We start from the raw sequence: 20,124 nt of genomic DNA, 5'->3' as shown, positions 1-20,124 counted from the left end.
GTGGCCCTTGTGGTCCTGCAACTCCGGCTTCACCTTTTAGACCTTGAGGTCCACGAATGTTACCAATCTTATCCCAAGTTCCGTTTTCTTTCTTATAAACATCACCTGTAGTTGCATCGATATAAGTGTCGCCATCTTTACCATCATCTGCTGTTGGTGCTTTAGGTCCACTTAATAATTCAGCACCATTACGTCCATCTGCTCCGGCTGCTCCGGCTGCACCATTGGCACCGTCTGTACCATTTAAAATATCAGCTGAACTAATTGGTTCGTCAACTCCTGGATCATATTTACCATTTCCATTGTTATCGAAGTAAGCTGTAATACGAGTTCCAATTACTTTTGGTTTTTCAGTTGGAGCTGGGGTATCTGATAATGATCTTCTTACTCTTCCGCTTCTTTGATTATTCAGTCTTACTGCTGCCTCTGCTAAAGCATTTAAATCAATATTTGGTGTACGTCCATCTTTTCCGTCTTTTACATTAACGGTTACAGGTTCTTCACCAGGAATAGTAAATGTAATATCAGTACTACGGCCGTCTGCTCCACGAGCAGTTGTGATTTTTGGAGTTTTTCCGTCACGTCCCGCTGCCCCTGTTTCACCACGGTCTCCACGTTCACCTTTTTCACCTTGCGCTCCAGTGAGACCGCGTTCGCCTTGGTCTCCTTTTTCACCTTTGGCACCATCTGCAATGACAACTTCTTTTAATTTCTTATCAGAAGCATCTAATTCGTTGTTTCCATTTTTATCGTAATAGAAGATAACAGTTGTTGTTTTATCAGCTTCATTTCGTTGAGTCGCAACTAATGGACTTGCACCATCGAAACCATCTCTTACAACAGTACTTGTAACATTACCTCTACCGTCGTTAATAGTGATAGTGTGAGTACCATCTTCTTTATTATCCCTAACGGTTACGGTTGGAGTTACACCGTCACGTCCTGCAGATCCTTGCGCTCCAGTGAGACCGCGTTCGCCTCGGTCTCCTTTTTCACCTTTAGCTCCAGTTAAACCGCGTTCACCTTGGTCTCCTTTTTCACCTTTAGCTCCAGTGAGACCACGTTCGCCTCGGTCTCCTTTTTCACCTTTAGCTCCAGTGAGACCACGTTCGCCTTGGTCTCCTTTTTCACCTTTGGCTCCATCTTTAATAGCAATTTTTTGAACAAGTTCGTCTACACCTTCAGTATAAACACCGTTTCCATCGTTATCAAGATAGAAAGTGAGGTTATTTGTATCACCGACTTTATTTTGATCGACACGTGGTTTTACTGTATCGATTAGCTCTTTAGCCACACCAATTTGCATAATACGTGGCTTAGCTTCTTTAGTAACAGAATTACTAATTGGTAATCCTAAAAGTGTTTCGTTACCAAATCGATGTACTTTATAGGTAATTTGACGTTGTCCTTTTTCACCTTCTCGAACTAATCTAGTTTGACCTTCTAGTAACTTACTAGTTGGAAGATAGACAGTTTGGAAGTCAATGTCTTCTGAAACAGTCTTGTTATTAGTACCACCATAAGGGTTTGCATCCAAGTATAGTGGGTTTGCTCTATAATAATAGTTGGAGTTGCTGTATGGGTCATTGCTAGTAGCGGCACTACCACCACCTTGGTCCACGTTAAAAGTAACTGGTTTCAAACGAACAGATAAGTCACCATTTGGATTAATGATAGGCAAACTAAATCTGATTGTTTGTTTTTCACTCGTTGATGTAGCAGAAGTCATACTGTATCCTGAGTGCGATACGAAGTTGCCACCCTGACTAACAGGTCTTGTTTGTTCTCTCAACCTTGGAGTCGTGATGGTTGCATTTGAAGGATTTCCAAATCCATCCCCTTTATCCAAGATAAAGTTATTATTAACAAATTCACCTGGACCAGAATAGTCGATTGTGAAATTCAATTTATTACCTTGACGTACTGTTGTTACATCGTAATGAATGGAATTACCACCACGTGAGTTCCCGTAGCCACGGAAACTATAACTACGACCACCTTGACTAATATCTGTAAATGCAACTGTATTTCCAGAACCTGAAACAATTGGGTTTGCTGGATTGCTAGACGCTCTAAAGCCACTGTGTCCCTTATCTAAGTCTTCCTTACGAATTGCTGGATTTTGACGAGCATCAGAAAGGCTCAATCCTGGTTTCAAGATTTCATTAGTTGCTTCTACTTTAGCAGTTGTGCTAGTTGGCAAAACAGCACTATCAACAGCTGAGCGATCAGACGTTGTTGCAGCTGGCTTAGACTCTTCTTTCGCTTCAACTACATCAGCTTTCTTCCCTACAGGCGTTTCTAATACAGTTCCTTTGTCAGAGTTAGAACGAGACTCTAGACCAATATTAGCTGATTTATCTTTTGCTTCTTCAACTTTTTCTGCTGGTTTAGTAGCTTCTTCAGTTTTAACTGGAGTCGTTTCTACTGGATGAGCAACAGTTGGAGCTGTGTAAGTTGTTTCTTTTTTAGGGGTAGAGACTTCTGCTAGTTTAGTAGCTTCTTCAGTTTTAGCTGGAGTCGTTTCTACCGGATGAGCAACAGTTGGAGCTGCGTAGGTTGTTTCTTTTTTAGGGGTAGAGACTTCTGCTGGTTTAGTAGCTTCTTCTACCTTATCAACAGAAACAATGTTAGTTACTTCTGGATTTTGTTCCTCCGCTTGTACTGCTTGCGCATTAGCAGCAGTTCCCAAGACTAAGGCTGTCCCAAGCAAGACACTAGCCGCACCAAAGTGATACTTACGAATAGAGTATCGTTGATGCATGCTATACCAGTCAAATGATTTCTTATGTGAATGTTTCATTTTGAACTCCTAAATAATATTTTACAATTCCCAATCTACAACCATTTGATATAAAAATCAATATTTTCTGAATAATTGATATATTCTGTTTTTGCACCTAAGAGTCACTTATATTATTCTAAATTCTCTGACTACTAACGACAATTTTCTTATTCTAATTTTATTGTACTTTTTGGACAAGAATGTGATAGAATAAATTAAGGAGGAGACTATCTACATGCGTAACCTTTTATCCACAAAAGTTCAACGACAATTACGTTTAATGGAAACTTTAATTCAAAATCGTAATTGGATGAAATTACATGAACTTGCCGAAAAATTAGAATGTACAGAACGAATCTTAAAAAGTGATTTAAATGAACTACGTCTTGCCTTTCCAGATATTGACATCCAATTTTCTGCTAACGGAATCATGATAGATTTAGCACTTAACACTAGTGTAGAAGATGTATATCAATATTTTCTTGCACATTCTCAATCTTTTCAATTACTAGAGTATCTGTTTTTCAATGAGGGCCTACCTATTTATCGAACAATAGAAAATCTTCATTCTAGTAATGCTAATCTCTATCGATTAGGTCGAAATATTACAAAAACTCTATCATCTCAGTTTCAAATAGAATTATCTTTTACTCCATCCGAGATACGTGGGAATGAGATTGATATTCGCTATTTTTTTGCCCAATATTTTTCTGAGCGCTATTATTTCCTAGACTGGCCTTTTCCTGACCTTCCTGAAGAAGATTTAACAGAGTTTGCTGACTTCTTCTATAAAATCACGAATTACCCAATGACATTTTCAATTTATAGAATGTACAAATTGATGCTGGCTATCAGTATCCACCGCATCAAAAATGGTCATTTTATCGACTTACCAAATCATTTCTATGATGAATACTATCCTATTTTGGAAAGTATTCCAAACTTTGAGGAGATACTTGTCCATTTCTCTGAGAAATTGGGGTTGGAAATCACTCCAGATATAATCGCACAAATTTTTATATCCTTTATTCAAAACAATCTTTTCTTAGATCCTCAAGAATTCTTCAACTCTTTAGAAGAGAACAGTGAAGCAAGATACTCTTACCAATTACTTAGTCAAATATTAGAACGCCTATCAAAACAATATAAGATTACTTTTACCAACCACGATGAGCTGATTTGGCATTTGCACAACACTGCTTTATTTGAAAGACAGGAAATCTTTTCTACCCCAATCTTATTTGAACAAAAAGCATTGACGATTCAAAAATTCGAAGTTTACTTCCCAGACTTTATGGAAAGTGCGCGTCAAGAACTGGCTCAATACCGTCAAGCAATTGGACAGCATGACCATCCTGAACAGTTGGAACACTTGATGTACACCATCTTAACCCATGCTGAACACCTCTCTACTCAGCTGTTAGAAAATCGACCACCTATCAAGGTTTTGATTATCAGTAACTTTGACCATGCTATATCCCTTACCTTTGTTGATATGCTCTCCTATTACTGTAATAACCGCTTCACCTTCGATATTTGGGATGAATTAGAAACAAGTCCTGAGATTTTAAATCAGACAGATTACGATGTCATCGTGTCTAATTTCTATATTCCAGATATCACCAAGAAGTTTATTTGCCAAAACTATCTGTCAATCATGGATTTGGTCAATCATCTTAATACTTTATCAAATGAGATCCATTTATCCAATACTTTATAAGCTAGAAAAAAGTCAGCATGATGTGCTGACTTTTTCTCTTATCTGATTTATATACTTCCTTAACAAAAACCAATTCCTGTAACTTTTGTAGTGGATAAAACTCTATAGATTTTATGGAGCCTAAAAGTCCCATAAAATCTATAATGAGAAGAGACACAACAACTCATTAGAAAGAATCATATGAAAGAATTACACTTGATCACAAAACCACTCGATATTTAAGACTCTAATATCCAGATTCTAGACATCATCAATAAGGATACACACAAGAAGATCATCGCTTAACTGGACTATAATGCCCCATCTTGTCCTGATTGCGAAAGCCAAATGAAGAAATAGGATTTTCAAAAACCGTCTAAGATTCCTTACCTTGAGATGACTGGTACTCCTACCAGAATTCTTCTGAAAAAAGCGTCGTTTTAAGTGCTACTATTGTTCGAAAATGATGGTCGCCGAGACATCTTTCGTCAAGAAAAATCACCAAATTCCTCGTATCATCAATCAAAATATTGCTCAAAAGTTAATTGAAAAGACTTCTATGACCGATATTGCACATCTGCTTTCCATTTCAACGTCAACTGTCATTTGTCATTCGTAAGCTCAATGACTTCCGTTTTAAGCATGATTTTTCTCGTCTTCCAGAGACCATCCGAAATCACTTTCTTAAATATGATAGAGTAGTCCGATGTCGAGTGAAAATCATGACTATGGATATGTTTAGCTCTTACTATGACTTGGCTAAACAGCTTTTTCCATATGCTAAAATTGTACTTGATTGCTTTCACCCTTCGTTATTATATTTCTAAACTCATGCTGAAACAGTTCAGTGAACAGTTTTACTCCAACACCTTAGATCTTAGCCGTGTTATGAGTCATATGCGTGTTCAAATCATAAATCAATTTGAGCGAGAACCTCATGGATACAAGACAATCAAACGTTATTGAAAGCTCATTCAACAAGATTGTTGTAAACTCAGCGCTAAGCGATTTTATCGTCCTACTTTTCGTATGCACTTGACGAATAAAGAAATTCTAGACAAGCTTTTGAGTTTTTATGCCCCTATCTAGATATTAGCTTTTCGTCACCCACTACAGTCAACAAAGAGCTAAAAAATAGGAAAAGCCATCCAAATGGACAGCTCTTTCACTATTTAGAAAGACCAGTAAAGAAATCTACAATAGCTTGCCAGATTTTTGAGAAAATATTTTTGCTATTCTCAACTGCTTTGTTGGCATTAAAGTTTAGGTTGATTCCAGAGAAGGTATTACCAGCTTTCGAAACGATAGAATCTTTAAGTGAACTCAAGGTTGACTTAAAGTTAGCACTATCAATGATTGAAGACTTAGATAAATTCATAGCAAAATTCACCAGAAGGTTAATTTGTGTACCAGAAAGATCCAAGTTGTAGTTATTGATGGTTTGCTGAACAATCGTTTTAGCTTGGTCTTCAGTCAACTTATCCCCCTTATTAGCAACTGCTGACTTAATATCAGTCATAGCTACATTAAGCTTATCCGCATCATAGTTACTCTTACCTGAATTTTCCTCATTGATTTGGGAAAGGGTTTTAAGCTCCTCCTGAGCAAGCTCTTTGCTTTCATCTGAGACTTTAGCTCCATTCTGCTCTAGAGAATAATAAATACCAGCCAAGGCGCTTTCCCCAGTTACTGGAATAGGTGCTGCTACTGTAATCTTAGCATGTTCGATACCAAGTGTCGTGGCAGCATTACGGTACATATCTGGAGTGATTTTAGTGATATTTTGTGGTGTCACAATCTCTACACTCAAGGTTTCCTTAGCACCTAGCTTAGCAATCTTTACTGAAGAATATAGCTGAAGACTAGAATCGTCAGCAACATTCATGATATTCGCATAAGCAGATGTCGTAAGTGTCTTAACATTGGTATCCTTACTACTATCATACCCTAACAAATTCAAGGTTTCATTACGTTGCTCTTCCGACAATGAGTAACCCATCACATAGTCTGGTTGAACATAAGATTCATCAATAACCTTTTGGACTTGCGATGACGTTGCTGCTTGCGCAACCGAAGTGAAGGCTGTTACTGAAGCCAATAAAGCCATCCCAGTAACAAGAAGTTTTTTCAATTTCATGTGTGTTTCCTTTCGAAAATAGAATATTATTCCATAATCTCCTAAAGGACGACTGGTATGAGACCAACCGTAAATTTATTATACCATGACTTAAAAAATTAAGGTCAAAAAAACTACTCGTGCAACTCCAAGGGAAGACCATCCGGATCAGCAAAGAAAGTCATCTTTTCACCGGTAAAAGTGTCCTTACGAATAGGTTGGCAGGAAATACCCTTTTCTTCTAAACTCTTGACAACCTCTTCAATATTAGCCACTTTAAAAGCTAAATGACGTAATCCACATGCCTCAGGATAAGACAGACGTTTTGGTGGCTCCACATAGGCTAGATCACTAGTCTTATTTCCAAAGATTTCCAGTTCTATATCACCACAACGTAGATCTAATTTATAATCATGACGTTCCGGACGATAATTTTCACGTATAATTTCAAAACCTAGTTTATTAACATAAAAATCTCGAGATGAATCATAATCAGAAACAATGATAGCGACATGGTGTATTGTTTTCAAAAACATTTTTTCCCTCCATAGAAAAAGGCCTTATGGCCTTTTCTTAACTTTGAAATTGATTGTATGACTTATTGAAGGCTTCAATAATATCTGAACTTGCCTTGTCAAAATCTACCTGTGATTTCAATTCACCTTTGACGATTGTACGCTGAGTTGCTTCAGCATCCGTACATGTTACAAGGGTAATTTCAGACTTGCCAGGTGTATCATCAACTACTGCTACTTCAGTTGGTTGGACAACCTTCACCTCACTAATAACATAAGTATAGACCTTATTTTTATCCGTAAGATAAATCTTCATGCCATTTTTTGCTCTATCTAATGGTGAGAAGAGCATATCCGAAGCCCCAGCGATACCAAAGACGTGGTGACTAGCTAGTGAATAGTTGTTTTTTCCCCCCATGACTTGATTTTCCTTCATAGTTCCAGCACCGTAGGTAAGCTCTGTATTACCAAGTCCTTTGAAAATAGGGAGATTAATACCAACCTCAGGGATAGCAATACCACCAACTACTGGAAGTTCTTGAGCATTCATTTGTGCCTGCAAGACAGACTCAGTGCTAATTGATTTAACGGTATCAAAGTCAAAGCTCGTCTTAGCTTCCTTGTTTTTCTCAATAGTCTTCTTAGAAACCTTACTTACTTGATATTTATTAGTATTCCAAGCAATTACAGTGTTTCGAATCGATTTATTGAAAATTAAAGCTAAACCAACAACCAAGAGAACAACAATCAAGATCCAACGAAGGACCTCAAGCCACTTACGATGCTTTTTAGGCGTCTTATTTTTGTTATCTTTTCTCATTAGTTATCACCACTTTCTTGGTCTTCAGTAACTTGATCAACTTCTTCAGGTTCAACCAAAGCAAAGGTGACAATACGAGCAGTATCATCTAAACGCATGACCTTAACCCCTTGAGTTGCACGACCAGTTTGAGAGATATTAGCAACTGCGGTACGGATAATAACACCCGTATCAGTTATGACCATAATATCCTCATCACCAGAAACTGTTACAATACCTGCTAGGTTACCATTTTTATCAGTGATATTAGCTGTCTTAATACCTTTACCACCACGCCCCTTAGTTGGATATTCAGTAGCTGAGGTACGCTTACCGTAACCTTTTTCAGTGACAATCAAGACTTCTTGGTCTTCAGTAATAGCTGCTGCACCAACAACTTGGTCACCGTCACGAAGGGTTACCCCTTTAACACCAGCGGCCATACGACTCATACTGCGAATAGTATCCTCTTTGAAACGCACACTGTAACCAAATTTAGTACCAATAATAATTTCTTCATTACCAGTAGTCAAGAAGACATTGATTAGCTCGTCACCTTCTCTAAGTTTCAAGGCAATCAATCCATTTTGACGGATATTTTTGAATTCTGCTTCCTTAGTTCGTTTCACTAAACCTTGGCGAGTTACAAAGACAAGGTGATTGTTATCTGACCCTTCATCACTCTTAGCATTAATCACTGTTTGAATTGACTCACCTTCATCCAACTTCAAGAGATTGACAATTGGTAACCCCTTAGCTGTACGGCCATACTCAGGAATTTCATAACCCTTGAGACGGTATACACGCCCTTTGTTGGTCATAAAGTAAAGGTGATCATGAGTGCTTGTTGAAACGATATCACGAACAAAGTCGTCATCGTTCACACCTGTCCCTTGAACTCCACGTCCTCCACGTTTCTGAGAACGAAATTCGTCTTGAGCCAATCGTTTGATATATCCCTTGCTAGAAAGAGTGATAACGACATCTTCTTCTTCGATTAGATCTTCATCTTCAAGTGAGACAACTTCACCGACCATCAATTCTGTACGACGGGCATCTGCGAATTTACGCTTACTTTCATCCAACTCTTCCTTGATGATAGCAATGACACGTTCTGGTTTTGCCAAAATATCAGCCAAATCAGCAATCAAGGCAAGGAGATCATTGTATTCATTTTGAATCTTATCACGTTCCAAACCGGTCAAACGACGCAAACGCATATCAAGAATGGCCTGACTTTGACGTTCAGTGAGTTCAAAGCGAGCCATCAACTCGGCTTGAGCCTCTGCATCAGTTTGACTGTTACGAATAATCGTAATCACTTCATCCAGATGATCAAGCGCAATTAACAAGCCTTCTAAAATATGGGCACGTGCTTCAGCCTTATCCTTATCAAACTGTGTACGACGGACCACAACCTCTTGTTGGTGAGCAATATAGTCAGCCAAAATTTGACGCAAGGAAAGGATTTTGGGCACACCCTTTTCAATGGCCAACATATTGAAGCTGAAGTTTGTCTGAAGTTGAGTTAATTTGAACAAATTGTTCAAGATTACGTTGGCAGATGCATCACGACGCACTTCGATGATAAAACGTACCCCCTCACGAGAAGACTCGTCACGAACTGCTGTAATCCCCTCAATACGTTTTTCCTGGGCCAAACGAACGATGTGTTCATGGACCTTAGTCTTATTGACCATATAAGGAAACTCAGTGACTACAATGCGCTCACGACCTGATTTTGTTGTTTCAATTTCGGTACGCGAACGAAGAACAATAGAGCCTTTACCAGTTTCATAAGCACGGTGAATACCAGATTTCCCCATGACCAAACCACCAGTTGGAAAGTCTGGACCAGGAAGAACTTCCATCAATTCACGGGTTGTGACTTCAGGATTGTCCATCATCAGTTTAACGGCATCTATAGTTTCAGCCAAATTGTGTGGTGGAATGTTGGTCGCCATACCAACCGCAATCCCTGTAGCACCATTAACAAGAAGATTTGGAATACGTGATGGAAGAACAATTGGCTCACGTTCAGAACCATCGTAGTTATCTTGAAAATCTACGGTATTCTTATTGAGATCACGGAGCATCTCCAGGGCGATTTTAGACATACGAGCCTCAGTGTAACGCTGAGCGGCTGCACCATCACCATCCATAGAACCAAAGTTTCCGTGGCCGTCAACCAACATGTAACGGTAACTCCACCATTGAGCCATACGAACCATGGCTTCATAGATAGATGAGTCACCGTGTGGGTGATATTTACCCATAACATCCCCGGTAATACGAGCAGATTTTTTATGAGGCTTATCAGGTGTCACCCCAAGCTCATTCATTCCATAAAGAATACGACGTTGTACCGGTTTTAAACCGTCACGAACATCTGGGAGTGCACGAGATACGATAACACTCATGGCATAATCGATAAAACTCGTTTTCATCTCAGACGTCAAATTAACGTCAATTAAATTATTATCTTGCACTCTAAAAATGCCTCTTTTCTTTCATTCAAATCATTCTAAATTCTCATAAAAGAGAATGGAAATTTTCTATAATATTATACCATAAAATGCTTTATATTTCAGTTCCATAAAACGCTTTCATTTGATAATTCCTTAATATTTCGTGACATCCATCACTTAAAATGGTAGAATAAGCAGTGTATGGGGTAACCCAATAAAAAATTAAGGAGATGTTTAGACCATGACTGCAACTAAACAACACAAAAAAGTCATCCTTGTTGGTGACGGTGCCGTAGGTTCATCTTACGCTTTCGCACTTGTAAACCAAGGTATCGCTCAAGAACTAGGTATCATCGAAATCCCACAATTGTTTGAAAAAGCTGTTGGTGATGCGCTTGACCTTAGCCACGCACTTGCTTTCACTTCACCTAAAAAAATCTACGCAGCTAAATATGAAGACTGTGCGGATGCTGACCTTGTAGTTATCACTGCTGGTGCTCCACAAAAACCAGGTGAAACTCGTCTTGATCTTGTTGGTAAAAACCTTGCTATCAACAAATCTATCGTTACTCAAGTTGTTGAATCAGGCTTCAAAGGAATCTTCCTTGTGGCAGCTAACCCAGTTGACGTATTGACTTACTCAACATGGAAATTCTCAGGATTCCCTAAAGAACGCGTTATCGGTTCAGGTACTTCACTTGACTCAGCTCGTTTCCGTCAAGCACTTGCTGAAAAACTTGATGTCGATGCTCGTTCAGTTCACGCTTACATCATGGGTGAACACGGTGACTCAGAGTTTGCGGTTTGGTCACACGCTAACATCGCCGGTGTCAACCTTGAAGAGTTCCTTAAAGACAAAGAAAACGTTCAAGAAGCTGAATTGGTTGAATTGTTCGAAGGTGTTCGTGATGCAGCTTACACAATTATCAACAAAAAAGGTGCTACATACTACGGTATCGCAGTAGCCCTTGCTCGTATCACTAAAGCTATCCTTGACGATGAAAATGCAGTACTTCCATTGTCTGTATTCCAAGAAGGTCAATATGGTGTAAGCAACGTCTTTATCGGTCAACCTGCTATCGTAGGTGCACACGGTATCGTACGTCCAGTAAACATCCCATTGAACGATGCGGAACAACAAAAGATGAAAGCTTCTGCTGATGAATTGCAAGCTATCATTGATGAAGCATGGAAAAACCCTGAATTCCAAGAAGCTTCAAAAAACTAATCTTACTTTAGTTAAATAAAAGCCTCCAGTTGGAGGTTTTTTAGTATTTTAAAAAGAAAAACAGCTAATTCAAATGAATTAGCTGTTTAATATTATTCAGCTGAGATAGCTGCTTTAGCAATATAGCTAAGTGGTTGGTTAAAGTGTGGCAAGAAGAACAAATCAAGCAATTGTAGACGATCAATTGTTACTCCTTCTTGAATTGCCAATGAGAACATGTGGATTCCCATTGAGATATCCATGTGTGAAACCATTTGAGCACCCAAAACTTTACGAGTATCTTTATCATAAACAATCTTGATAGTTACATCGTCATTTTCATCTTCCATGAAGGCAGCTTTTTGAAGATCTGTTGATTCTACTACTGCTGGATTGAAACCAAAACGTTTTGCTTTCTCTTCAGTCAAACCAGTAGAAACCATGTTCAAACCATAGATAGAGATACCATTTGATCCTTGAACACCATTTGATTCTACATCACCACCACCGGCATTGTGTCCACCTACAATACCTGAACGAACAGCATTTGAAGCCAAGGCAATGTAGTTGACATCGTCAAGAGCATTGTCATAAACCGTAGCACAATCACCAACAGCGTAAACGTCCTTAACTGATGTTTCTTGTTTCTTATTAACAAGGTAAGCACCATTTCGGAATGTTTCCAATTTACCAGCTCCAAGGGCTGTATTAGGACGGAAACCAACGGCAAGAACAACCATATCTACATCGTAAGCATTTTTATCTGTTACGATGCGTTCTACCTTAGTTTCACCTTCTACTGCTTTAACAGTTTCGCCAAAGGCCAATTGGATACCATGGTCTTCCATATTTTTAGCCATACGGTCTGTAAAATCGCGGTCATAGTATCCTGCCAAACATGTGTCAACAACATCAATAAGGATAACTTCTTTACCATGACGTTGGAAAGCTTCAGCCAATTCAACACCAATGTAACCTGCACCAACGACTGCTACACGTTTGATGTCTTGTGACTTATCGTTCAGCTTATCAATAACTTCTTGAGCGTTTTGGAAAAGTTTAACGAATTGAAGGTTTTCAAGAGTCGCTTCGAAAGTACGACTCCCTTCTTTAATCTCAGCACCATCGATTGGAGGTAAGATTGGCTGTGAACCAGTAGCTAAAATCAATTTGTCATATGATTCAACATGCTCTTTACCATCAACAAGAGCTGTAACAGTTTTACCGTCAAAGTCAATAGACTCAACTGGTGAGTTCATATAAACTTTTGCACCCTTGCTTTCGAGGCCTTCTTTGTTGGCATAGAAAAGTCCATCAGAACCTGAGATTTGATTACCAATCCAAAGAGCCATACCACAACCCAAGAATGAAATGTTAGAGTTTTGATCGAAAACAACTACTTCATTTTGGTCTCCGTAATTATCAAGAATAGTATTAATACTAAAAGTACCAGCATGGTTAGCACCAACAACTACGATTTTTGACATAAGTTTATCCAACTTTCTTTTGATAATAGTTTACTATATCATTTTACCACAATTGGAAAACGGTTACACATTTTATGCTCAAACTTTGTTACTTTTTGAACAAAATAAGACATTTTGATTTAAAATCATCATTTTATTAGCTCAATTCATATTAACTAGTGTGCTATGTTAAATATTCTTATCACTAACTGACCCTAGAGTCTCTATCATTAAACTATTATCAAATCCTAATGACTACTACTTGGCTCTTTGGCCACTCAAAAAAAGAGTGAGTGACACTTAAACTCATTGAGAAGATGTCAACACTCTTTTTGATTATACTAACTCATTAAAATCCCAAACGTCTGTCCAACCTTCATAAAATTCAGGTTCGTGACATACCATTAGGACACTACCTTTAAATGCCTGAAGGGCACGCTTCAATTCGTCCTTTGCGTCAACATCCAAGTGATTGGTGGGCTCGTCAAGAACAAGGACATTATTTTCACGATTCATAAGGAGACAGAAACGAACTTTAGCCTGCTCTCCTCCTGACAAGACCTGAATTTGACTTTCAATATGTTTAGAGGTTAATCCGCATTTGGCTAGAGCTGCACGAACCTCAGCTTGATTTAGAGCTGGGAAAGCGTCCCAAACCGCTTCAAGAGGCGTCTGACGTGAGCCTTCTGCTTCTTGCTCAAAATAACCTAGATCAATAAAATCACCTGTTTCAACTTCTCCTTCGAGTGGTTGAATAATACCAAGCAGGCTCTTAAGCAAAGTGGTCTTACCAATACCATTAGCACCGACAATAGCTACCTTTTGATTACGTTCGAATGTAAGATTCAATGGAGCCTTGGTCAACGGACGGTCGTAACCAATAACAAGATCTTTGGTTTGGAAAATAAAGCGTCCAGGTGTACGACTTTCCTTGAAATGGAATTCTGGTTTTGGCTTCTCTGCCTGCAACTCGATAATTTCCATCTTATCCAATTTCTTCTGACGAGACATGGCCATATTTCGAGTAGCAACACGCGCCTTGTTACGGTTAACAAAATCTTGAAGGTCTGCAATTTCCTTTTGCTGACGTTCATAGGCTGCTTCCAATTGAGCTTTCTTCATTGCATAGACAGATTGGAAATTGTCATAATCACCTGCATAGCGAACCAAATCTTGATTTTCAACATGGTAGACAATGTTAATCACATCGTTTAAGAATGGAATATCATGCGAAATGAGAACAAAAGCATTCTCATACTCTTGGAGATAGCGTTTAAGCCAGGCGATGTGTTCAGCGTCCAAATAGTTTGTTGGCTCATCGAGGAGCAAGATATCTGGTTTTTCAAGCAATAACTTAGCCAAGAGAATCTTGGTACGTTGACCACCTGAAAGATCTGTTACATCAGTGTCCATACCAAAATCCATAACACCTAGTGCACGGGCAACCTCATCAATCTTAGCATCTAGTGTATAGAAATCACGCGTTTCCAAACGATCCTGAAGCTCACCTACTTCTTCCATCAGAGCATCAACGTCGGCTCCTTCGTCAGCCATAGACATGTAAATCTCGTTGATGCGTTCTTCAGTTTTAAAGAGCTCATCAAAAGCCGTACGAAGGACATCACGTACGGTCATACCCTTTTCAAGGACAGCATGCTGATCCAAATAACCCGCTGTCACATACTTAGACCACTCTACCTTACCTTCATCTGGCTGCAATTTCCCAGTAACGATAGACATGAAGGTTGATTTCCCTTCACCGTTAGCACCGACAAGACCGATATGCTCACCTTTGAGCAAACGGAATGAGACATTTTCAAAAATAGCACGGTCACCAAATCCGTGACTAAGATTTTTGACTTCTAAAATAGACATAGCATATCTGGGCTAAAACAGTCTTCAGCCCTTTCCTTTCTTGACATTAACTCTACTATTTTACCATTTTTTAGTTTAAATTTGGACCTATGCTTCTGAAAAATTAAAAAGAGTTATCAGGACCAACCTGCTAACTCTTTAGTTTCTCTGTAAAATACGTTTAAAGACAGGATATAGGAGAGGAACAGCAATAATTGTAACAACTGATGTCCCAAAAGTACCACCAATCTTAACCAATGAAGCCAACATTGCAGCTTTTAAAGGTAGAGATGCAACAGCAGTGTTTATAATCGTATATTTGACAAAATTAAGAATGATTTTCGTCACTGCAGCTATCACCCCAGCGATAATGACGTTAGTCATTTTGTCATTTGATTTTAGAAGCTTTTCAAAAACAAGATAGAGAACATAACAGACAATCAAAGATTCTAAAATAGTAATCCAGACTTCAGCGGCATAACCATTGAAAATATCAAATAACCCTAACCCTACTGTTGCGACTAGCGCACCTTTTCTAGCACCGAAAATCAAAACAGCAATTACCACTAGAGCATTTCCCAGATGGACAAATTGAGGTCCAAAAGGAATACGAATAAACTGTACACTCACAATAATTAAAGCTGCATACAAACTCAATTCAACTAATTCACGTGTTTTATCACTTTTCATTTTTCTCCTCCAATAGGGCATTAAAACCACTGAATAAATAACCGATATGGGGCTCATAGCAAAGACCATATTTTAAAGGACGACCATCAGACAGTGTTGACGAAAGAACCCTATTCATGACATCCAAGGCTAAATCACAAACCTTTAGTAAATCAAGATCATAAAAGTAACCTGATGATATGATTGCCGTTAGTAAATCGCCGCTTCCATAAAAATGATAGCGATAACGTTTTTGCATGCGATAAATCGTTCGATTGGTCTCTTTATCAAAATAAGCCAACCCAATTTTATCTGTCTCAAATGAGATACCTGTCAAAATAACTTTTCGAGGGCCAATCTTGCTTAAATCTCTCAGAAGCTTCTCAACAGTGAGTTTATCATAGGAACCTGCTTCAAGATATGGAGTATCCGTCAACAAAGCAGCTTCTGTCAGATTGGGAATGATGACATCTGCCTGTTGACAGAAAGCCTTCATAGCTTCTACATAGTTTCTATCAAAACCTTGATAGAGACGACCATTGTCACCCATAATAGGGTCAACAAATAGAGCTATCTGTTTACCTCGAGCCAATTGGCCCACACGCTTTAGTGCTTCTTCTGACTTAAAATAACCACTCACAAGGCCATCTACTATAAAATGCAAGTGCTCCCACTGCTTACAAAATCCCTTTAGATCATCCGTAAGATCCCGTACATAGATATTTTCAAACTCCCCTGTATGCGAAGATAAAAGGACTGTTGGTAGGGGAAGAACTTCAGTTTGACAAGCTGACATGATAGGGAGGCTACTAGTTAAAGCAACCTTACCTAGACCAACCAGGTCATTGGCAACAATTACTTTGGTCATCTATTTTCCTTCCCAGGTCTTTTTAAACTGTTTAACAAAACCTGTGTGGAAATAAATGTAGTAGGCCACTCCTAAACCAAGAATAGCAGCTACAATGTCAAAAGGAATCTTCATAATAGCATAGGCAGGCGTTCCATAGATAAAGGCTCTTCCTAAGCCATATCCGACTAAGTCAATAATAGCCCCAATTAAGAGACCTAAAGCTGCCCTAGACTTACTCAATTTTCCTAAGCATCCTCCAACAATGAGTGCAATAGCAAGAACTTGAAGGCTGTGTGTTACTAGGGTTACCCACATAGGAAGGGGGTAGAAAAGAAAATCTCCAATAAAGGAACCTACTCCGGCAATAATAACTGCTTCTGTAGGTGGGAAAATTAAACCAACTAGGAAAATAATAATCCCGTTAAAATAGAAATGACCTCCTGGCACAGGAATAGATAAGAGACTCGAGCTCAAAATAATGACAAGTGCCATGAAAAATGCAGAAATGGTTAAACGTTTTGCAGACATACCTAAAACTCCTTAGTCAATAAATATAGTATAAGTTTATGAAAATTCTGACGATTAAACAAGATAGTATTTCCGATACTGTCTGGGTACAGATTTTAGACAATAAAAAAACACCACACATTCATGTGGTGATAAGACTTATTGAGCTTTTTTATCAAAGTATTTGACAGGTGCCCTTTCAAGATTTTGTAGTGAAAGCTTAGCAGTCGCGTTAGCCTCAGTACCGTAATCAGAAAAATCAATGCTAATTTCATGATCAAAATCTACAACGGCATAGTCAACAACGATTTCTTTAACTTCCTTAGGAGCAATCTTGGTCTTATTAGCAATCTTGTCTCTGTCATCATCTTTAGAGAAGACCATTGTCGCAACCTTCAATTCTTCCTTCTCCTGTTTAACATCGAGAACCACCTTCATCAAAAGAGTGTAGGCATTCATGGTTTCTTTACTTGAGTTGCTAAGTTTATAGTGAACACGTACAGCTTTCTGACCTTCTGGTGATTCGATTTTAGTTGCAGAAAGAACTTGTACACTAGCATCTTGTCCCACAAATTGCATTTTGTTTTTATCATATGTCCAAGTAGACTCTTTATCCGGCGTACAGGCTGACAAACCAATAATGGTTAAGCAGGCAAGAGCGATAAGTCCTAAGACTTTCTTAAATGTCATTCTTACAATCTCCTTAAACTTGTTTAAAATAGGAATTTAGTATTTCCTAATAACCTTTTTATTATGTCAAAATCTAATAATCTTGTCAAATATCTCCAGACATCTTGCTCTCAGAGAACAAATAGGGTAGAATAAGAAAAAATCTGTAAGGGGTCAGTTATGAGCATTTATCAAGAAATTGTTGAGACTATCACCAAAGATATCCAAAATGGTAAATTAGAGAAAGGAAGTAAATTACCATCTATTCGTCAGCTTAGCCAAACTTATGGTTGCAGTAAAGATACTGCTCAAAGAGCACTCTTGGAACTCAAGTATCAAAACTATATTTATGCCGTCCCCCAAAGTGGCTATTATGTTCTCGAGGGCGCCTCTAAATCCAATGATAAGGTTCTACTCAACCTTAATGACTATAATCAATTAGCCTACGAGGATTTTCGTCTTTGCTTAGATGAAAGTTTAGCAGGCCACCAAGACTACCTCTTCAACTATTATCATGAGCAAGCTGGACTAAAAGAACTGGTTGAAGCATTAAAAAATCGCCTTGCATCTGACGACATTTATGTCAATTCAAATCAAATTGTCATTACTTCAGGAAGCCAACAGGCCCTCTATATCCTATCACAGATGGATTTCGGTAATGGTGCTCACAAAATTCTTTTGGAACAACCTACCTACCACCGTATGAACCAACTAGTCAATCGTCAGAATCTAGCCTACGAAACCATCAATCGCAATTTTGATGGTCTGGACTTCACACTATTAGAGGAGTACTTTAAGTCTGGTCAGTTTAAGTTTTTCTATACCATTAGTCGTTACTCTAATCCTCTTGGATTGAGCTACACTGCTAGTGAAAAAGAAAAGCTTGCCCAACTTGCCAAACAGTATAATGTCTATATCGTCGAGGACGACTATATGGGTGACTTTAGCGATAGTAAAAATCTACCAATTCACTACTACGATACCCAAAATCAGACCATCTATATCAAATCATTTTCCATGGCACTTTTCCCTGGGTTACGTTTGGGGAGTGTTGTCTTACCACCAAATCTCAGAGCGACCTTTTTGGCTCACAAAGGGCTTATCGACTACGATACCAACCTCATTATGCAGAAGGCCCTCTCAGTCTACCTAGATAATGGCATGTTCCAAAAAAATATAAAAAAATTGCGTGATCTTTTTCAAGAAACCATGGCTAAAAGTCACGAAACTATCGAGCAAGCTAAGGTTTCCATTCCCTATCAGATTTCTCCTAGACACATTACCTGGAAGCTTCCAAAAGGGGTCTCATTAGAGAATTTCAAAGCTCAGAAACAAATTCGCTTTTTAGAAACATCCTTTATAAGACCGAGTTCTGAGACTTATATGCAAATAGGACATGGAAAAGAACTGAAGACTTTTTTAAAACTTTTGAAAATGACAGACTAAAAACTCAGACACACAAAAAAGCCATCAAAGCAATGGCTTTTTATTATTTAGTCTGTTCAAAGCGTAGGTGTACGATTACTTTGTCACCATAACCGTTACGCTCCAAATCTCGTTGCAAACGGTATGAAATATAATGTTCAGCAATATTGATAAAACCAGCTTCCATAAGACGATTTTCAACCAATGACTGAATCATGTTAATGGTTGGGCGTTCCACTTGGGCGTCTTGAAGATCAAGCACTACTTTACGAGTCACTTGAGCTAGGTTTTGGCGCCAAGCATCATCAATAACATACACAGTCTGGGCTGCTTTTAAGATGGCTTGGTAGATTTTATCAGGATCAAATTCAGCAACTTGACCATTACGTTTAATAATTTGCATGGCTACCCTCTTTTCAAGTTTTTTCTTTTATTATGCAAAGAATTTACATATTTGTCAAGTGCAAGTCACCGAAAGAGCTATTCGGACTGGTTATTCCCAGAATTTAGCAATGTAAAGTGGTTTGCCATGTCTATCAAAGGATAGAGTTGAGGGATAGGACATTGACTGATTATGTCGAATATAATTAACAATTCTTTTATCGCCGTTTATCAGGTGAATGTCATAAGTCTGCCCGTCAAAACTTTCAAAGTGAGCATTAATCCTAGCACTACTCGTTTTAGACCCAACATGACTAATATCTATTTGTTCAACTTTGCCATCAATGCTTTTAGCTATAGGTCCTCCATAATCCTTGTAAATAGTGACGGTAGCCAAAACATCATCAACCAAAACATAGGTCATTCCGAAAATAAACAGATAGACTATTGGGATAACAATGAAAGATAATTTACTTTTGCGAAACGTTTCTTTATGCCAAGCCCAAATATCCTGAGGTGACATGATTAAAAACTTCTTAACATACTGATGAACGAGTAACCTATAGACTAACACTAAAAATGTTAATTGCCCTAAGGGATAAGCAAAACTGGGTAAGCCATCAATAAGTACATTGACTTTATCAGATTCAAAAGTGTAATGTCCCCACACCCCGTTAAAGAACTCTAAAAACAAATTATCTCCTCTATGTAATA

Annotated in this window: 16 protein-coding genes and 1 pseudogene; 4 read left to right on the top strand and 13 right to left on the bottom strand. The window is 38.4% G+C overall.

Features of this window, described 5'->3' with window-relative positions; all coding sequences use genetic code 11:
• A partial coding sequence (locus HMPREF9425_RS03640) for a G5 domain-containing protein (RefSeq protein WP_003096886.1) occupies positions 1-2,803 on the bottom strand: 2,803 nt, incomplete at its 3' end.
• A gap of 217 nt (positions 2,804-3,020) precedes the next feature.
• Here HMPREF9425_RS03640 and pclR point away from each other — a divergent pair.
• Both pclR and HMPREF9425_RS09725 read left to right on the top strand, forming a co-directional pair.
• Positions 3,021-4,505: a virulence transcriptional activator PclR gene (gene pclR, locus HMPREF9425_RS03635; RefSeq protein WP_003096885.1), complete on the top strand. Its 1,485-nt coding sequence runs from the start codon at positions 3,021-3,023 to the stop codon at positions 4,503-4,505.
• 231 nt (positions 4,506-4,736) lie between these two features.
• A pseudogene (locus tag HMPREF9425_RS09725) lies at positions 4,737-5,558 on the top strand (transposase family protein); the annotation flags it as partial.
• A gap of 94 nt (positions 5,559-5,652) precedes the next feature.
• On the opposite strand, the gene HMPREF9425_RS03630 reads toward HMPREF9425_RS09725, so the two are convergent.
• The 4 genes from HMPREF9425_RS03630 to gyrA all read right to left on the bottom strand — a co-directional run bounded on the left by HMPREF9425_RS03630 (position 5,653) and on the right by gyrA (position 10,403).
• Positions 5,653-6,621 (bottom strand): DUF1002 domain-containing protein, encoded by a 969-nt coding sequence (locus HMPREF9425_RS03630; RefSeq protein WP_003096881.1) that lies wholly within the window; start codon positions 6,619-6,621, stop codon positions 5,653-5,655.
• Between the two features lie 113 nt (positions 6,622-6,734).
• On the bottom strand, positions 6,735-7,136 hold the full coding sequence (gloA2, locus tag HMPREF9425_RS03625; RefSeq protein WP_003096878.1) for an SMU1112c/YaeR family gloxylase I-like metalloprotein: 402 nt from the start codon (positions 7,134-7,136) through the stop codon (positions 6,735-6,737).
• Between the two features lie 37 nt (positions 7,137-7,173).
• Positions 7,174-7,935, bottom strand: coding sequence for a class A sortase (locus tag HMPREF9425_RS03620; protein WP_003096876.1), 762 nt, complete (start codon positions 7,933-7,935; stop codon positions 7,174-7,176).
• A complete protein-coding gene (gene gyrA, locus HMPREF9425_RS03615; protein WP_003096874.1) occupies positions 7,935-10,403 on the bottom strand; it encodes a DNA gyrase subunit A in 2,469 nt (822 codons plus the stop codon). Before gyrA ends, HMPREF9425_RS03620 begins: the two co-directional genes overlap by 1 nt.
• Before the next feature lie 220 nt (positions 10,404-10,623).
• Here gyrA and HMPREF9425_RS03610 point away from each other — a divergent pair, with 220 nt between their 5' ends.
• A complete protein-coding gene (locus HMPREF9425_RS03610; RefSeq protein ID WP_003094733.1) occupies positions 10,624-11,610 on the top strand; it encodes an L-lactate dehydrogenase in 987 nt (328 codons plus the stop codon).
• A gap of 92 nt (positions 11,611-11,702) precedes the next feature.
• Here HMPREF9425_RS03610 and nox read toward each other — a convergent pair whose 3' ends face one another.
• From nox to HMPREF9425_RS03580, 6 genes are all read right to left on the bottom strand, one after another.
• Positions 11,703-13,076, bottom strand: a complete 1,374-nt coding sequence (gene nox / locus HMPREF9425_RS03605) for a H2O-forming NADH oxidase (protein ID WP_003096871.1) — start codon at positions 13,074-13,076, stop codon at positions 11,703-11,705.
• Between the two features lie 315 nt (positions 13,077-13,391).
• Entirely contained in the window at positions 13,392-14,930 is a 1,539-nt protein-coding gene (locus HMPREF9425_RS03600; protein ID WP_003096870.1) for an ABC-F family ATP-binding cassette domain-containing protein, read from the bottom strand.
• Between the two features lie 138 nt (positions 14,931-15,068).
• The gene (locus HMPREF9425_RS03595) at positions 15,069-15,599 is read right to left on the bottom strand and encodes an ECF transporter S component (protein WP_003096869.1); all 531 of its coding nucleotides are present in this window, start codon (positions 15,597-15,599) and stop codon (positions 15,069-15,071) included.
• Complete coding sequence (locus tag HMPREF9425_RS03590; protein WP_003096867.1) at positions 15,589-16,446, bottom strand: pyridoxamine kinase; 858 nt, start codon at positions 16,444-16,446, stop codon at positions 15,589-15,591. Before HMPREF9425_RS03590 ends, HMPREF9425_RS03595 begins: the two co-directional genes overlap by 11 nt.
• Entirely contained in the window at positions 16,447-16,956 is a 510-nt protein-coding gene (locus HMPREF9425_RS03585) for an ECF transporter S component (protein WP_003096865.1), read from the bottom strand.
• A 138-nt stretch (positions 16,957-17,094) separates the two neighbouring features.
• On the bottom strand, positions 17,095-17,625 hold the full coding sequence (locus HMPREF9425_RS03580) for a DUF5067 domain-containing protein (protein ID WP_003096863.1): 531 nt from the start codon (positions 17,623-17,625) through the stop codon (positions 17,095-17,097).
• Between the two features lie 159 nt (positions 17,626-17,784).
• Between HMPREF9425_RS03580 and HMPREF9425_RS03575 the strand changes: the two genes are divergently transcribed.
• Entirely contained in the window at positions 17,785-19,050 is a 1,266-nt protein-coding gene (locus HMPREF9425_RS03575; RefSeq protein ID WP_003096861.1) for an aminotransferase-like domain-containing protein, read from the top strand.
• A 43-nt stretch (positions 19,051-19,093) separates the two neighbouring features.
• Here HMPREF9425_RS03575 and HMPREF9425_RS03570 read toward each other — a convergent pair whose 3' ends face one another.
• Together HMPREF9425_RS03570 and HMPREF9425_RS03565 are read right to left on the bottom strand one after the other, a co-directional pair.
• Positions 19,094-19,432 carry an ATP cone domain-containing protein gene (locus HMPREF9425_RS03570; RefSeq protein WP_002887879.1) on the bottom strand — a complete coding sequence of 113 codons (339 nt, stop codon included), beginning with the start codon at positions 19,430-19,432 and terminating at the stop codon, positions 19,094-19,096.
• Between the two features lie 90 nt (positions 19,433-19,522).
• On the bottom strand, positions 19,523-20,104 hold the full coding sequence (locus HMPREF9425_RS03565; protein WP_003096860.1) for a hypothetical protein: 582 nt from the start codon (positions 20,102-20,104) through the stop codon (positions 19,523-19,525).
• Positions 20,105-20,124: the final 20 nt, after the last annotated feature.

The sequence above is a fragment of the Streptococcus vestibularis ATCC 49124 genome, from assembly GCF_000188295.1.
GTDB lineage: Bacteria > Bacillota > Bacilli > Lactobacillales > Streptococcaceae > Streptococcus > Streptococcus vestibularis.
This window is presented reverse-complemented; position numbering and strand designations above follow the sequence as displayed.

Coding starts and splice junctions, on each gene's coding strand:
- pclR (WP_003096885.1), top strand. CDS start 3,021: ATGCGTAACCTTTTATCCACAAAAGTTCAACGACAATTACGTTTAATG.
- HMPREF9425_RS03630 (WP_003096881.1), bottom strand. CDS start 6,621: ATGAAATTGAAAAAACTTCTTGTTACTGGGATGGCTTTATTGGCTTCA.
- gloA2 (WP_003096878.1), bottom strand. CDS start 7,136: ATGTTTTTGAAAACAATACACCATGTCGCTATCATTGTTTCTGATTAT.
- HMPREF9425_RS03620 (WP_003096876.1), bottom strand. CDS start 7,935: ATGAGAAAAGATAACAAAAATAAGACGCCTAAAAAGCATCGTAAGTGG.
- HMPREF9425_RS03610 (WP_003094733.1), top strand. CDS start 10,624: ATGACTGCAACTAAACAACACAAAAAAGTCATCCTTGTTGGTGACGGT.
- nox (WP_003096871.1), bottom strand. CDS start 13,076: ATGTCAAAAATCGTAGTTGTTGGTGCTAACCATGCTGGTACTTTTAGT.
- HMPREF9425_RS03600 (WP_003096870.1), bottom strand. CDS start 14,930: ATGTCTATTTTAGAAGTCAAAAATCTTAGTCACGGATTTGGTGACCGT.
- HMPREF9425_RS03595 (WP_003096869.1), bottom strand. CDS start 15,599: ATGAAAAGTGATAAAACACGTGAATTAGTTGAATTGAGTTTGTATGCA.
- HMPREF9425_RS03590 (WP_003096867.1), bottom strand. CDS start 16,446: ATGACCAAAGTAATTGTTGCCAATGACCTGGTTGGTCTAGGTAAGGTT.
- HMPREF9425_RS03585 (WP_003096865.1), bottom strand. CDS start 16,956: ATGTCTGCAAAACGTTTAACCATTTCTGCATTTTTCATGGCACTTGTC.
- HMPREF9425_RS03580 (WP_003096863.1), bottom strand. CDS start 17,625: ATGACATTTAAGAAAGTCTTAGGACTTATCGCTCTTGCCTGCTTAACC.
- HMPREF9425_RS03575 (WP_003096861.1), top strand. CDS start 17,785: ATGAGCATTTATCAAGAAATTGTTGAGACTATCACCAAAGATATCCAA.
- HMPREF9425_RS03570 (WP_002887879.1), bottom strand. CDS start 19,432: ATGCAAATTATTAAACGTAATGGTCAAGTTGCTGAATTTGATCCTGAT.